Here is a 14,443-nt window from a genome sequence, read left to right as displayed (position 1 = left end):
GCGGCTGGTGGCCCAGGTCGGCGAGGCCCGTCTCCCCGTCGGCCCGCACCCGCCAGAGCAGCCGGGGGGAACCTCCCGCGCCGGCCCCCGCCCCTGTTCCGCCGTCCGGCCCGCCCGGACCGAGCGTGACCACCGCGAAGCGCCCCCGCTCCGGGAGCCCCAGCTGCGCCGCCGCCTCCGCCACCGGGCCCGAGCCGTCGAACAGCGCGTCCAGCAGCGCGGCCCGGCGCTCGCGTTCGCGTCCGCCCCGCTCGGCCTCGGCCGCCCGGTACGCCTCCGAGGCGGCCTCCGTCATCTGGTCCAGTACGTCCCACAGCGCGCCCGCCCCCGGCAGCAGCCGCGGCAGCGCGGCCCGGTCGTGCGCGGCCACCGCCTCGGTCAGGCTCTGCCACAGCAGCCGCCCCCCGTACCGGTAGGTCCGCCGCAGCGAGTCGAGCGGCAGCCCCTGCCCGGCGCGCAGGGCGCCGGTGGCCCGGGCGCCGGCCAGCTCCACGGGCAGCCCCCGGGAGCTGCGGACCAGCCCCTCGACGGCCTGGTGGAGGGTGTGGTGGATCCGCTCGCGCAGCTCGGCCCGCCCGGTCAGGGCGGCGTAGGCGGGATCCTCGGTCAGCGTCCGGTCGGTGAGCCGGTCCGCCGCCACGGCGAGCCGGCGGCTCAGGTCCTCGCGTATCTCCTCGATGATCCGGTCCATGACGGGCAGGGTGACACGGGAGACGGCGCCGTGGGGAGGCTTCGGAGCCCTGCGGTCCGGTCCGCGGACCGACGCGGAGTACTGTGGGTGCAGTGCTCACGGGCACGCCCCCGCCGCCGCAACCCCCGGGAACGCACATGCGCCAGAACCCGCAGCGCCGAGCCGCGCTGCTCGACGCCGCCATCGAGGTACTGGCCCGCGAGGGCTCCCGCGGCCTGACCCTGCGCGCCGTGGACGCGGAGGCCGGCGTGCCGACCGGCACCGCCTCCAACTACTTCGCCAACCGGGGGCAGATGCTGGTGCAGATACTGCACCGCACCCGCGAACGCCTCACCCCCGGACCCGGGGAACTGGCCGGCCCCCTCGACACCGAGGTGCTGCTCGGCCGCCTCCTCGGGCGGATCCGCCGCGAACGCAGCGTCCACACCGCCGTGCTGGAGCTGCGCCTGGAGGCCACCCGCAGGCCCGAACTCCAGGCGGAGCTGTCCGCGTTCCTCGCCAAGGAGCTGGAGGAGAACATCGCCTGGCACCTGGACGCGGGCCTGCCCGGGGACCGGATGGGCGTGGCGCTGGTCTACTTCGCGATGCAGGGCCTGATCGTGGACGACCTCACCATCCCGGCCCTGCTCGAAGCGCACCCGGTGGAGGACCTGCTCCGGGTGATGGTGGAGCGTCTGCTTCCGGAGCGGCCGGCCGGCTGATCGACCTGGCCGGACCCGGTGGAACGGATGTTCGGCGGAGGTCGGGCGGGCGCCTGATTTACAGGCTTGATCAAAAACGAGCGGGTTCCGGCCAAGGTGTCGCGCGGTACCGCGCATGTTCCAGCGGAAAATGCCAGAACCCCCGTCCACAGTGTGGAACTTGAGTAAGTTCCCTCCTGTCACGCCGTACGACCGTGCGACCAGCACGTCCGGCCGGGAGGGGAGCCCGCGTGCCTGGGATCGACGAATGCCTGCTCGAAGCCATGGCCCTGCCCGGTGCGCGGGGCGCCGCGCTCGTGGACTGGAGCAGCGGACTCGCCCTGGGCACCGCCGGGGACTCGCCCGTCGGGGACCATGAGACCACGGCCGCCGAGACCGCGGAACTGGCCCGGGCGGCGGCCGAGTACGAGTCCTTCGCTCCCGGCCCGGACGACGAGGGCACCCCCGGCCCGCCCGTGGAGGACCTGATCGTCACCACGCGCACCGGCTACCACGTGCTCCGCTTCGTCGAGACCAGCTTCGACAGCAGCGTCTTCCTGCACCTGTGGCTCGACCGCACGGACGGCAACCTCGCCCTCGCCCGGCACCGACTCCGCGCCCTCGCCGAAGGACTGGTCCTGAGATGACCGCCGCCACCGCCGCCACCGCGGTCTCACCGCTCCTCACCCGCCTCGCCGCCGAACGCGCCACCGGAGCCCTGCTGCGCGACCGGGGCACCCTCTTCCTGGAGGACGGCCGCGTCGTGCACGCCGAGAGCCCCTCCACGCCGGGGCTCGACGTCCTGCTCACCACCGGCGGGGGCCTCGCCCCCGAGCGCTGGACCGAGGCCGTGAACGAGGCCGGCGCCCGCCGCCAGGTCGGCCGCTTCCTCGTGGACAACGGCCGGCTGGCCGGTGGCGAACTGGAGATCTGCCACCTCGCGGCGATCTTCGACGCGGCCTTCTTCGCGCTCTCGCCGGGCAGCGGCCCCTCGCGGTTCCGCCGCGGAGCCACCCACTGGATCGGCTCCGTCCGCTCCGTCCCGGCGGCGGCGGTGGAACGGGAGACCTGCCGCCGCCGCGAACTGCTGGACTCGGTGTGGCCCTACCCGCTGCTCGACATCTGCCCGGTGGTGCCGCGCCCGGCCGCGCCCGGCCAGACCGTCACCGCCCGCCAGCGGATCCTGCTCGAACAGGCGGACGGCGTGCGGACACCGGCCGACCTCGCGTGGGTGCTGGGCCGGCCCGCCTTCCACACCCTGCTCGAAGTGCGAAGACTCGCCGCCGCCGGCCTCGTGGAGACCCCGAACCCGGCCGCGCCGGCCCCCGCGCCGCCGCCCCCCGAACCCCTGCCCGACTGGATGACCCAGGCCCAACCCCCGGACGTGGCACTGCTCCGCCGGTTACGCGACGCACTGGAGGCAAGCCTGTGAGGCTCCCGCTCCGACCGGTCCTGCGAGCCGACCGCTCCGAGCGGAGGCAGCCCGAGGAGAGGCGGCCCGAAGAGAGGAAGGCCGACATGAGCCCGCCGATGGTGCCCGCCGAGGCGGAAGCCGACATACTCGCCGAACTCCGCCGGCTGCGGGCCCGCGTCCCCCAGCTCACCGGGGTCCTCGCCGCGAGCGCCGACGGTCTGGTGCTCGCCCAGGAGAGCGCCGCCGGCGAGGCCGAGTCCCTCGCGGCCCTGACCGCGGCCGCCCTCGGTGTGGCCCAGCGGCTCAGCGACTGCACCGGGCAGGGCGGCTTCCGCGAGCTCCTCGTACGCGGCGAGCACGGATACGTCGCCACCTACGCCGCGGGGGACGCGGCCGTCCTCACCCTGATCGCCGAGCCGCGCGTCAACGTCGGCCGCCTCCACCTGGAGGCCCGGCGCTCCACCCTGCGCATCACCGAGCTCATAGACCACAGCCTCGGCCGCCGCGTCGCCGAGGTCCCGCCCCCGGGCGCCGCACCCCCCGGGCCGCGAGCCGGACCGTCCCTGACGTTCTTCAACACCACACAGGCAATACGCGAAAGCAAATCAGCCGGTCCGTGTCGGTACGGGCCACTGCGGAAAGAGGAAGATTCCATGATCAACGTGGAGACCGCTCTCAAGGAAGCCGCCGGCATCGAGGGCACCCTCGGCGCGGCCCTGGTCGACTACGGCAGCGGCATGCCCCTCGGCACCGTCGGCGGGAACAAGGACCTGGACCTCTCGGTGGCCGCCGCCGGCAACACGGACGTGGTCCGGGCCAAGGTCCGTACGATGGAGATGCTCGGCCTGAAGGACGAGATCGAGGACATCCTGATCACCCTCGGCAACCAGTACCACCTGATCAGGCTGCTGAAGGGGCGCAGCGGGGAGGGGTTCTTCCTCTACCTCGCACTCGACCGCGGGCGGGCGAACCTCGCGATGGCCCGGCTCCAGCTGAAGAAGATCGAAGCCGATCTCGACATCTGACCGCGGCCCCGGGGTCGTGACGGCGCGGTGGCGGGCGGCGGAATTCTTTGCCGTCCGCCCCGGCGGACCTAGGCATATGTCCGAGATGGGCCGACTTTATCATCCTGTTACAGAGTAAGATGCTGTAATCAGCTGATCTTCAAACCCGTCGATAAAGCCAAAAACGCTGGAGAACCCGTCACCCATGCCCCCGCGCCTGAGCATCGTCGTACCCGTCTACAACGTCGAGCTCTATCTCGACGAGTGCCTGGAATCCATAGCAGCTCAGACGTTCGCCGACTTCGAGGTCGTGATCGTCGACGACGGGTCCACCGACACCAGTGCGGTGATCGCCAAGGCCTTCGCTGAGCGTGACAAGCGCTTCCGCGTGGTCCTCCAGGAGAACGCCGGCCTCGGTGCCGCGCGTAACGTCGGCTTCCGCCACGCGACGCCGGGGAGCGAGTACATCGCCTTCGTCGACAGCGACGACACCATGCCGACGTACGCCTACCAGCGGATGATCGACTCGCTCGACGAGACAGGCTCCGACTTCGCCGCCGGCAACGTCACCCGTTTCCGGTCCGTCGGCATGCAGCAGTCGTGGGGCCACCGAGTCGCATTCGCGAACGACCGGCCCAAGACCCACATCTCGAAGTTCCCGGCGCTGGTCACCGACCGCACCGCGTGGAACAAGGTCTACCGCCGCAGCTTCTGGGAGGAGCACGGCTTCCAGTACCCGGAGGGCATCCTCTACGAGGACGCCCCGGTCAGCATCCCCGCGCACTACTTCGCCGAGAGCGTCGACGTCATCAGCGACGTCGTCTACCACTGGCGGGTCCGCGAGACGGGCGAGCGCTCCATCACCCAGCGCTCCACCGACCCGGTCTCCGTCATCGACCGCGTCACCTCCGTCCGTCTGGTCCGCCAGGCCCTGCTCGCCAAGTCCGGCGAGAAGTACGCCCGCTACCTGCGCGACTACGACCACAACGTGCTCAGCGAGGAACTGCCCCTCATCTACAAGTACGTCGGCGAGGGCGGCCCCGACTTCCGCGCCGCCTTCGTCAAGGAGGTCGGCGGCCTGGTCCGGGAGATCGGCACCGAGCCCTGGTCCGAGCTGACGGTCGCCGACCGGCTCAAGGCCTACCTGGCCCGCGAGGGCCGCGTCGAGGAGTTCATCGCCCTCACGCGCCACCAGAGCAAGTTCAGCTACAGCGTCCCGGTCAAGGGACTGGCCCGCCCGCAGGCCGACTACCCCTTCCTCAAGGCGCCGGTGCCCCGGGAGCTGCTGACCCTCGGCACGCGCGAGCGCCGCGTCGTCAGCCGCCTGGAGCAGGCGGTCTGGAACGACGGCAAGCTCTACCTGCGCGGCTACGCCGTACCCGGGCACATGGGCGCCGAGAGCCGCCTCGGCTCCCGCAAGGTGCTGGTCTTCCGCGAGCAGGGCAAGCGCCGCCGCACCGTCGTCAGCACCCGCACCGTCGCCTCCCCGATGGCCACGGTGAACACCCCGCACCTCGCCCTGCGGCACGCCGACTGGGCCGGGTTCACCGCCATCGTCGACCCCACCGTCTTCCAGTCGGGCGGCAAGTGGCACGACGGGATCTGGACCACCTCCATCGCCGTCACCGGTGCCGGCGGCCTGCACCGCGCCCGCCTCAAGGGCGGCGAGCACGACAGCGGCATGGCCCCGCCGGCCTACTGGGCCACCCCCGACGTCCGCATCCTGCCGACCGTCGCGAGCTCCCTCACCGTCCACGTCGAGGTCGTCCGGGCCCGGGTCCTGGACGTCCGCCGCGGTGACGGCACCCTGGAACTCGTCGGCGAGCTCGCCGCCGAGGTCGGCGCCGGCGCCACCCTGCACGCCCAGCACACCCGCACCGGCACCGCCGTCAGCGTCCCGCTGACCACCGGCGGCGCGGCGGCCGCCGGCCGGACCGCCTTCACCGCGGTCGTCCCGCTCGCCGAGCTGGCCGCCGTCCCGGCCGCCGAGACGAAGCCCGGCGTCTGGACCCCCGAGCCGTGGGAGCTCTCGGTGGTCCGCGCCGACGGCACCCGCCACCCCCTGGCCCACGACGAGCGCGGCGGCTTCGCCGGCCTCGTCGCACCGCTGCCCGGCAGCGCGGGGGAGCGCGCCGTCTTCGCCAAGCGCGGCGCCACCGGACACCTCGTCCTCTCCGTCCAGCCCACCCCGCCGCTGGTCGACACCGTCACCGCGCACGACGGCACCCTGACCCTGGCCGGCGTCTTCCACGCCCCGGACGCCCACGCCGACGAGCCGTACGAGCTGGTCTTCCACGACCACCACGGCACCGAGTTCTGCTACCCCGTCACCCGCGACGGCGACCGCTTCGAAGCCTCCTTCGAGCCCGTCCTGCCCGAGGCGTACGCAGGCCGCACCACCATCCCGGCCGGCCGCTGGTGGCCCACCCTGCGCCCCGTCGCCCAGGGCGGCACCACCGCGGGCCTCCTCGGCGTCGACCGCGGCGCGCCCGTCCAGCTGATCGCGCCCGCCGTGAACTCCGGCCCGTACGCCGTCACGGTCCTCGGCCGCCGGATGCGCGTCGAAGCGCGCCTGCGCGACCGCATGGTCCTGGTCAGCGACCCGCTGCTGAGCCCGCACGACCGCTCCCGTTACGCGCAGCGCATCGCCCGCGACGAGACCTACCCGGCCCAGCGCCGGCTGCCGGTCAAGGACATGGTCGTCTACGACACCTTCCAGGGCCACGCCGCCGGCGACTCCCCCCGCGCCATCCACGAGGAGCTCGTGCGCCGGGGCGAGAAGCTGGACCACGTGTGGCTGGTCCGCGACGGACGCGCCGAGGTCCCGGCGACCGCGCGCGCCGTCCAGTACGACAGCCTGGAGGCCTGGGAGGTCCTGGCCCGCGCCCGCTACTACGTCGTCAACGACAGCGTGCCGTCGCACTTCCTGCGCCGCCCGGGCCAGACCGTCGTGCAGACCTGGCACGGGACGCCGATCAAGCAGATCGGCTACGACTACACGCACGACTACTACACCAGCCCCGAGGTGCTGGAGGGCCTGGAGCACGACAGCGCCCAGTGGACGCTGCTCGCCTCCCCGAGCTCGTACGCCACGCCCGTCCTGCAGCGCGCCCTCGGCTACAAGGGCGAGGTCATCGAGGTCGGCAGCCCGCGCACGGACGCCCTCGTGCGCCCGGACGCCGAGCGGATCGCGGAGGTCCGGCGGCGCCTCGGCCTGCCGGAGGGCAAGAAGGTCGTCCTCTACATGCCCACCTGGCGCGAGAACCGCGAAGGGTTCTCCGGCGGTTACAAGCTCGACCTGCGCATCGACCTGGACGCGGCCCGCCGCGAGCTGGGCGAGGACCACGTCCTGCTGGTCCGCGGCCACTACCGGGTCAACGAGCAGCTCCGCGACGGCGTGCGCGACGGCTTCGTCGTCGACGTCTCGCGCTGGCCGGACACCACCGATCTGCTGCTCGTCGCCGACGTCCTGGTCTCGGACTACTCCTCCGCGCTCTTCGACTTCGCGCTGACCGACCGGCCGATCCTGCTGTTCACGTACGACCTGGAGCACTACCGCGACACCCTGCGCGGCTTCACCTTCGACCTGGAGGAGAAGGCCCCCGGCCCGCTGCTGGCGGACTCGGCGAGCCTGATCGCGGCCGTGCGCGACGCGGACGCCCTGGGCGCCGAGTACGCCGAGGCGCGTGCCGCCTTCCGCGCGGAGTTCTGCGACCTCGACACCGGCCGGGCCGCCGAGCAGGTCGTCGACCGGATGCTCGGGATGTAGCCCGTACGGGTGAACGTACAGACCGGTCCCGCGCCCCCCGATGAGTTTCGGGCGCGGGACCGGTCTGTATGTGAGGACGGCGTTCCCGCCGCCCCACCCCACCGCCCGGAGGCAGTCATGACCACCCAGGGTTTCACCACGTGCCTGTGGTTCGACGGAGAAGCGGAAGCCGCCGCCGACTACTACCTGTCCGTCTTCAAGGACGGCCGGATCCTGCGGACCGGCCGGTACACCGAGGCGGGGCCGGGTCCGGCCGGGTCGGTGCTGGTCGTGGAGTTCGAGATCAACGGCCAGAAGTTCGTGGCGCTGAACGGCGGCCCCGAGTTCCACTTCACCGAGGCCGTCTCCTTCCAGATCCACTGCTCCGACGAGCAGGAGGCGGACTACTACTACGACACGCTGACCGGCGACGGCGGCCAGGAGTCCGCCTGCGGCTGGGTCAAGGACAGGTTCGGGCTCTCCTGGCAGGTCATCCCGCCCGGCGCCATCGAGTTGATCAGCGACGAGGACCCGGGCCGCGCCGCCCGCGCCACGGCCGCCATGCTCCGCATGAAGAAGCTGGACGTGGCCGAGATGCGCCGGGCGGCGGACGCGGGCTAGCGCACGCGCGGGACGTGCTGCGTCACGCAGTGGACGCCCCCGCCGCCCCAGGCGAGGGTGCGGGCCGGCGCGCCGACCACCTGGCGGCCCGGGAAGAGCGCGGCGAACTGGGCGAGGGCCGCGGCGTCGGCCGGTTCGCCCGCCGTCGGCACGACGACGTTGCCACTGGTCTCGTAGTAGTTGGTGTAGCTGAACGTCCGCACCAACAGCCCGTTGTGCCGGAACTGCGGCTGGTGCTGCATCTCCACGATCTGGAAGGGCCGCCCGCAGGCGTCGGTGGCGGCGTTCAGCACCGCCTTGTTGGCGGCCATCCGGTCGTGGTTGGGGTGGGCGGGGTCGGGCTGGGTGTGCAGCAGCAGTCTCGCCGGGCCGAGGTAGGCGGCGACGAGGTCGACGTGCCCGTTGGTGATGTCGTCGCCGGCCAGGCCGTACGGCAGCCAGACCACCTTGCTCGCGCCGTACGAGGCCAGCAGTGCGGCCTCGATCTGCGCGCGGGTCATGCCCGGGTTGCGGTTGGGGTTGAGGAGGCACTCCTCGGTGGTGATCAGGGTGCCCTGGCCGTCGGTGATGACGGATCCGCCCTCCAGGACCATGGCCACGGGCTGCCGGGGGACGCCCAGGTACGTACAGACGCCGACGGGCAGGAAGTCGTCCTTGTCGTACGGGTACTTCCCGCCCCAGCCGTTGAAGCCGAAGTCCAGGCCGGCCGAGCGGCTCCGCGCGTCGTCCACGGTGAGGACGGGGCCGGTGTCGCGGGCCCAGCAGTCGTTGACGGGGTACTCGGTGACGGTGACCGAACCGCCGCAGCGGGCCCGGGCCTGGGCCGCCTGGCCCGGTTCGGCGAACATCACGACCGTTTCGAAGCGGGCGATGGCACGGGCGATGCCCGCCACCTCGCCCTGCACGTCGTCGAGCAGTGCGCCCCAGCCCACGTTCCTGTCCCACGGCCAGGCCATGACGCAGGCGGAGTGCGGCTCCCATTCGGCGGGTGCGTGGTAGCGCTCGCCGCCCTTGGCCTGCGCCTCCGCGGCGAACGCGGGGACGGGGCCGCCGAGGACGGGGTAGGCGGCGGCCGCGAGGGCGGCGGCGCCGAAACCGCGCCGGCTCATGCGTGGCAGGTGCATGACATTTCTCCTTCTGTGGGTGGGAGGGTGGCGGAAGCGGTGGGTGTCCGGCGGCGGCCCGCCGGACACCCACCGGGGTCAGGGGGCTTCGGTGACGGGGGCGCCGACGGGAGCCGCCGCGCGCAGCGTCTCCTGCGGCTTCTTGACGGCGAGGTAGAGCAGGCCGGCGCCGATCACCGCCCCGATGCCCAGCAGGCCGGCCCAGATCTGGTACCACGGGGCTCCCGCCGGGGCCAGGATCGCGCGCGGCCAGCAGACGTTGGCCACCTCGAAGGCGGTCCAGAGCACGGCCAGCACGTTGAGGAAGGTGCCCTTGCGGCCGAGCCGGATGTGCCCGGAGGGGACCCACGTACCGCGCAGCCGGGCGATCAGCGCGGCCAGGGTCACCAGGAAGAACGGCAGGAAGGTGGCCGCGGTGCCGAAGGCGATCAGGCTGCCGATGGCGGTGGCGTTCAGGCCGAGCAGCAGGCCGGTACAGCTGACGAGGGTGGAGGCGACCAGGCCGCCGATGGGAGCCTGGCGCCGGTTGACCCGGCGGACCTGGCGGGAGAAGGGGAACACCCCGTCCCGGGCCAGCGAGTACACCCCGCGGGCGGCGCCGCCCTGGGAGGCCATGGCGCAGGCGAGGAAGCCGACCAGGACCACCGCGACGAAGGGCTTGTCGGACCAGGAGCCGAAGGCCGTGACCACGGCGGTGGTCACCGGGTCGAGGTCCTCGCCGGCGACGACGGCCCGCGGGTCGGGGTGGGCCAGGGCGACCGCCATCGCGTTGAGGATGACGACCAGTCCGACGCTGAGCAGGGCCCACCACATGGCACGCGGCACCTGGCGCCCGGCGTCCTTGGTCTCCTCGGCGGTCGAGACGCAGGCGTCGAACCCGATGAAGCCCCAGCCGGCGACGGCGAGGACGGCCAGGAAGGCCATCGCGGTCGACCCGCCGGACAGCTCCTCGGCGCCGAGCGTCTCCGTGAACACCGAGAAGCCGTGCTCGCGGAAGAACAGCAGCAGGGTGAAGCCGACCAGGACGGAGGCGACGGCCTCGGCGGCGATGCCCAGCGAGACGAACCAGCTCAGGATCCGGATGCCGTACGCGTTGACCAGCATGCACGTCACCAGGATCCCGGCGGCGACCGCGACCAGGGCGCCCGGCGAGGGGACCACCCCGATGAGGGCGAAGACCCAGGGGGACGCCAGGTACGCCACGGTGGTGTTGCCGAACATCACCGCGAACTGCCAGACCCAGCCGCTCATCCAGCCGAACGACGGGCCCAGCAGCCGTCTTCCCCACTGGTACGGGCCGCCGGCCAGCGGCCACTGCGAGGCCAGCTCGGAGTAGACGTTCACCACCAGGCACTGCCCGAGCAGCACGATCGGCAGCGCCCACACCCACGCGGGCCCGGCGATCATCGTGCCGACCATCGAGACGGCGTAGAGGGCGACCACGGGCGAGACCACGGCGAAGCCCATGGCGATGTTCCCGAGGACGCCGAGGCTGCGGTTCAGCTCCTGCTCGTAGCCCAGGGCGCTCAGGCGGGCGGCGTCGGTGTCCCCCGGGGCGTCCGGGCCGGGGGCGAGGGGGGAAAGGTCTGGCATGCGCACCTCTGGGGGAGGGGGAGCGCCGACGCCCGCACCCGGGCGGGCCCGGAGTGCTCCGGAACGTAAATCTAACGTCGTTAGGTTTCGGGAATGCGGGGACCTTAACCCGCCCCGGACCTCTTGGGAACCCCTCCCTCCCGGTAATCTGGCGGCGGAGAACGAGGGGGATCACCGTGGGCCGACCCAACCAGCCGCTGCTCAACCGCGGGAACATCGCGCGCGCGGCCCTGGACCTCCTCGACGAGGAAGGCCCCCAGGCCCTGAAGATGCGGACCCTGGCCGACCGCCTCGGCGTGCGCGGGGCCTCGCTCTACCACCACGTCGCCTCCAAGGACGACGTGCTCGACGCGGTCTCCGAGCTCATCAACGAAGAGATCGACCTGAGCCCGCTCCAGGACCCGCACTGGCGCGAGGGCATCGCCGCGTACGCCCGCGGCTACCGGCGGGTCTACCTCCGCCACCCGAACGCGATCGCCCCGGCGGCCCGGCGCCAGGTCGCGGCCCACGAGGCGCTGCGCGGCTACGACGCGCTGCTCGCCGCCCTGGTGCGGGCCGGCTGCACCCCGGCCCGGGCGGCCGAGGCCGCGGCCGCGGTCGACTACCTGGTGCTCGGCTCGGCGCTGGAGACCTTCACGGCGGGATTCGGCCGGGCCCCCGCCGACTACCGCCCCGACTACCCGGCCCTGGCAGACGCGCTGACCGGCGCCGCCGCCGCGGACTCCGGCCTGGCCGGGCTCGACGACCGCGGCTTCGAGCTCGGCCTCGGCCTGCTCCTGGACGGCCTCGCCGCCCAGCTGGACCCTCGCTGACGCGAACCGCTACGCGAACCGGGCCAGCAGGGCCGGGAGGGCGGTGCCGATCGGCTCGCGGACCACTTCGGCCGCCAGCGGGTCGTACGGGGTCTCCTCCGCATTGACGATGATCAGCCGCGCTCCCGCCTCGGCCGCCATCCCGGCGAGCGAGGCGGCCGGCTGGACCTGGAGGGTCGACCCGACGGCGATGAAGACCTCGCACCCCTTGGCCACGGCCACGGCCCGCGCCAGCACCTCGGCGTCCAGGCGCTGGCCGAACATCACCGTCGCCGTCTTCAGGATCCCGCCGCACGCCAGGCAGGCGGGATCCGGTTCCCCGGCGGCCACCCGGGCCAGCGCCTCCTCCGTGCCCGACCGCGCGCCGCAGCCGGTGCAGACCACCTCGCGGGCCGTCCCGTGCAGCTCGAACACCTTCCGCGCGGGCATCCCGGCGAGCTGGTGCAGGCCGTCCACGTTCTGCGTGATCACCCGCACCGGGGTGCCGGAGCGCTCCAGCCCGGCCACCGCGAGGTGCGCTGCGTTCGGGCGGGGAGCGAGGGCCCAGAGCTCGGCGCGCATCAGCCAGGACCGGCGGCGGATCTCCGGGTCGGCCATGTAGTACTCGTACGTCACGAGCTTCTCGGCCTCGGGATCGGCGCGCCACAGCCCCTGCGGGCCCCGGTAGTCCGGAATCCCGGAATCGGTCGACATCCCGGCCCCACTGAACACTGCGACGAGCGGCTTCCCCATGCGGCGACCCTACGCACAACCGCCCGGGCACGGCGAACGGATTACCGCCCCGGCCGGCCCCCGGGCCGCGGGGGGCCGGTCGGCGCAGGGGGAGGGTCGTTTCTGCGGTGAATCTCCAGGCCCACCGGAGTGAGCCCGCGCCGCGCCCCTGACAGCCGGTGGTAGCGGGCGGCTACAAACCGGACATGACGCTCTTCCCCTCCCGCCCGGGCACCCTGCTGCTCGCACTGTCCGCCGCGCTGTTCCCCCTGGTCGCGTCGTCGGTCCCGGCAGCCGCCCTCGCCGACCCGGTGCCGCGATGGCCCCTCCGGCACCACGGCCACCACCACCACACCGCCGAGGAGATCACCACCTTCCTCACCGCCTTCTACGGCGAGCACGGCCCCTCCGCACGCGACCGCAGCCAGCGGATCTCGCAACAGCTGAAGGAGAAACAGGCCCACAGCCCGGACGCGGACGTCGTGCTCTGCGCCCAGGGCGCCCCGCGGGACATCGCCGTCGGCCCGGCCACGGTGGCCCAGGCGGCCGGCGTCGGCTGGGCCACGGTCACCACCACCTGGGACTCCGGCGCCACCGACACCTTCACCGCGTACGTCCGCCTCGACTCACGGCCGATCGCGCTCGACGACGTGATCTGCGCGGGCTGATCCCTATCGTGGGGGAGTGAACACGACCACCACCGTCCTCTACTGCCACGACCCGCTGCACGACCGCCGGGCCGACTCCCACTTCGCGGCCGAGGCCCGGCAGTTGCGCGCCGCCGGCGGGGCCGTCGCGCTCGTCGACCACGACGCCCTGCTCGCAGGGGACGCCGAGCGGGCGGTGGCCCGGGTCCCCGCCGGGGCCGGAGCCGTCTGGTACCGGGGCTGGATGGTCCCCGCCGAGCGGTACGCCGGCCTCGACGCGGCCCTGCGCGGACGCGGCGCCCGGCTGGCCGTCACCCCCGAGGCCTACCGGCGGGCCCATGAACTCCCCGGCTGGTACGAGACGTTCGCCGCGCTCACCCCCGCCAGCCGCTGGCTGCCCGCCGCGCCGGGCGAGGCCCCGGACGGGGAGCGGCTCGCGGCCCTCGCCGCCGCCCTCCCGGCCGGGGCGGGCATCGTCAAGGACTACGTGAAGTCCCGCAAGCACGAGTGGCACGAGGCCTGCCACCTCCCCGACCTCGCCGACCGCCCCGCCGTGCACCGCGTGGTCAGCCGGTTCGTCGAACTCCAGGACGAGTTCCTCGCGGGCGGGATCGTCCTGCGGGCCTTCGAGCGCTTCACCGGTCCCGAGGTCCGCGTCTGGTGGCGCGACGGGGAACCCCGCCTGGTCAGCCCCCACCCGGACCACCCCGAGCCCGCCGCGGCGCTCCCCGCCGCCGCGCTCGAACCGGTCCGGTCCGCCGTCGGGGCGCTCGGCTGCCGCTTCGTCACCACCGACCTGGCGCTGCGCGAGGACGGGGTCTGGCGGGTCGTCGAGGTGGGCGACGGCCAGGTCAGCGACCTGCACCCGGCGGTCGACCCGGTCGTCCTCGCCGGGCTCCTGACGGCCGGTTAGCGCTCCTGTGCACGCCCCCGGCGTTCTGGTACAACACCGCCCATGACGGGATTCGAGATCACCGGCGCGAGCGCCGCCGACATGGAACTGCTGCGCACCTGGGCCGACGTGGAGGGCTGGAACCCGGGGGACAGCGACCGCTTCGCCTTCGCGGTCGCCGACCCGGACGGGTTCCTGGTCGGGCGGCGCGACGGGGAGCCGGTGGCCTGCATCTCCGCCGTGCGCTACGGCACCGGGTTCGGCTTCATCGGCTTCTACATCGCCCGGCCCGACGTACGCGGCCAGGGCTACGGCATCCGGCTGTGGCAGGCCGGGATGGACCGGCTCAAGGGGCGGCTCGTCGGACTCGACGGGGTGGTCGAGCAGCAGGACAACTACCGCAAGTCCGGCTTCCGTTCCGCCTGGACCAACATGCGCTACGAGGGGGCGCCCCGGCCGCCGGGACGGGTGCGGACCGCACGGACGGCGGTGTCGAGATCGTGGAC

13 protein-coding genes and 2 pseudogenes are annotated in these 14,443 nt (G+C 73.4%); 11 read left to right on the top strand and 4 right to left on the bottom strand.

Annotation, left to right across the window (positions count from 1 at the left end):
* Nucleotides 1–691: pseudogene (locus tag SSNG_RS41755) on the bottom strand (hypothetical protein); the annotation flags it as partial.
* A gap of 137 nt (nucleotides 692–828) precedes the next feature.
* On the opposite strand from SSNG_RS41755, the gene SSNG_RS03705 reads away from it, so the two are divergent.
* From SSNG_RS03705 to SSNG_RS03675, 7 genes and pseudogenes are all read left to right on the top strand, one after another.
* On the top strand, nucleotides 829–1,392 hold the full coding sequence (locus tag SSNG_RS03705; RefSeq protein WP_042800491.1) for a TetR family transcriptional regulator: 564 nt from the start codon (nucleotides 829–831) through the stop codon (nucleotides 1,390–1,392).
* Between the two features lie 230 nt (nucleotides 1,393–1,622).
* Nucleotides 1,623–2,018 (top strand): hypothetical protein, encoded by a 396-nt coding sequence (locus tag SSNG_RS03700; protein WP_007262456.1) that lies wholly within the window; start codon nucleotides 1,623–1,625, stop codon nucleotides 2,016–2,018.
* Nucleotides 2,015–2,803: a hypothetical protein gene (locus SSNG_RS03695; RefSeq protein WP_042800490.1), complete on the top strand. Its 789-nt coding sequence runs from the start codon at nucleotides 2,015–2,017 to the stop codon at nucleotides 2,801–2,803. The genes SSNG_RS03700 and SSNG_RS03695 overlap by 4 nt, the downstream gene beginning before the upstream one ends.
* Nucleotides 2,804–2,901: 98 nt before the next feature.
* A pseudogene (locus SSNG_RS03690) lies at nucleotides 2,902–3,288 on the top strand (roadblock/LC7 domain-containing protein); the annotation flags it as partial.
* A gap of 150 nt (nucleotides 3,289–3,438) precedes the next feature.
* Nucleotides 3,439–3,810, top strand: a complete 372-nt coding sequence (locus SSNG_RS03685) for a hypothetical protein (protein ID WP_007262453.1) — start codon at nucleotides 3,439–3,441, stop codon at nucleotides 3,808–3,810.
* A 184-nt stretch (nucleotides 3,811–3,994) separates the two neighbouring features.
* The gene (locus tag SSNG_RS44730; protein ID WP_007262452.1) at nucleotides 3,995–7,558 is read left to right on the top strand and encodes a bifunctional glycosyltransferase family 2 protein/CDP-glycerol:glycerophosphate glycerophosphotransferase; all 3,564 of its coding nucleotides are present in this window, start codon (nucleotides 3,995–3,997) and stop codon (nucleotides 7,556–7,558) included.
* Between the two features lie 117 nt (nucleotides 7,559–7,675).
* Nucleotides 7,676–8,158: a VOC family protein gene (locus tag SSNG_RS03675; protein WP_007262451.1), complete on the top strand. Its 483-nt coding sequence runs from the start codon at nucleotides 7,676–7,678 to the stop codon at nucleotides 8,156–8,158.
* On the opposite strand, the gene SSNG_RS03670 is transcribed toward SSNG_RS03675, so the two are convergent.
* Nucleotides 8,155–9,282: an agmatine deiminase family protein gene (locus SSNG_RS03670; protein ID WP_128636854.1), complete on the bottom strand. Its 1,128-nt coding sequence runs from the start codon at nucleotides 9,280–9,282 to the stop codon at nucleotides 8,155–8,157. The genes SSNG_RS03675 and SSNG_RS03670 overlap by 4 nt on opposite strands.
* A gap of 78 nt (nucleotides 9,283–9,360) precedes the next feature.
* Complete coding sequence (locus SSNG_RS03665) at nucleotides 9,361–10,875, bottom strand: APC family permease (protein WP_007262449.1); 1,515 nt, start codon at nucleotides 10,873–10,875, stop codon at nucleotides 9,361–9,363.
* 176 nt (nucleotides 10,876–11,051) lie between these two features.
* Here SSNG_RS03665 and SSNG_RS03660 point away from each other — a divergent pair, with 176 nt between their 5' ends.
* On the top strand, nucleotides 11,052–11,687 hold the full coding sequence (locus SSNG_RS03660; protein WP_007262448.1) for a TetR/AcrR family transcriptional regulator C-terminal domain-containing protein: 636 nt from the start codon (nucleotides 11,052–11,054) through the stop codon (nucleotides 11,685–11,687).
* A gap of 9 nt (nucleotides 11,688–11,696) precedes the next feature.
* On the opposite strand, the gene SSNG_RS03655 is transcribed toward SSNG_RS03660, so the two are convergent.
* On the bottom strand, nucleotides 11,697–12,419 hold the full coding sequence (locus tag SSNG_RS03655) for a Sir2 family NAD-dependent protein deacetylase (protein ID WP_007262447.1): 723 nt from the start codon (nucleotides 12,417–12,419) through the stop codon (nucleotides 11,697–11,699).
* Between the two features lie 185 nt (nucleotides 12,420–12,604).
* On the opposite strand from SSNG_RS03655, the gene SSNG_RS03650 reads away from it, so the two are divergent.
* From SSNG_RS03650 to SSNG_RS43440, 3 genes are all read left to right on the top strand, one after another.
* Nucleotides 12,605–13,066 carry a hypothetical protein gene (locus tag SSNG_RS03650; protein ID WP_050779829.1) on the top strand — a complete coding sequence of 154 codons (462 nt, stop codon included), beginning with the start codon at nucleotides 12,605–12,607 and terminating at the stop codon, nucleotides 13,064–13,066.
* 55 nt (nucleotides 13,067–13,121) lie between these two features.
* Nucleotides 13,122–13,958, top strand: a complete 837-nt coding sequence (locus SSNG_RS03645; RefSeq protein ID WP_241695202.1) for an ATP-grasp domain-containing protein — start codon at nucleotides 13,122–13,124, stop codon at nucleotides 13,956–13,958.
* 42 nt (nucleotides 13,959–14,000) lie between these two features.
* Nucleotides 14,001–14,443, top strand: a 443-nt coding sequence (locus SSNG_RS43440) for a GNAT family N-acetyltransferase (RefSeq protein WP_007262444.1), incomplete at its 3' end; no start/stop codon positions are given.

Source organism: Streptomyces sp. C (genome assembly GCF_000158895.1).
Taxonomy (GTDB): domain Bacteria; phylum Actinomycetota; class Actinomycetes; order Streptomycetales; family Streptomycetaceae; genus Streptomyces; species Streptomyces racemochromogenes.
Note: the sequence above shows the minus strand (reverse complement) of the source record. Positions and strands in the feature narration are given on the sequence as shown.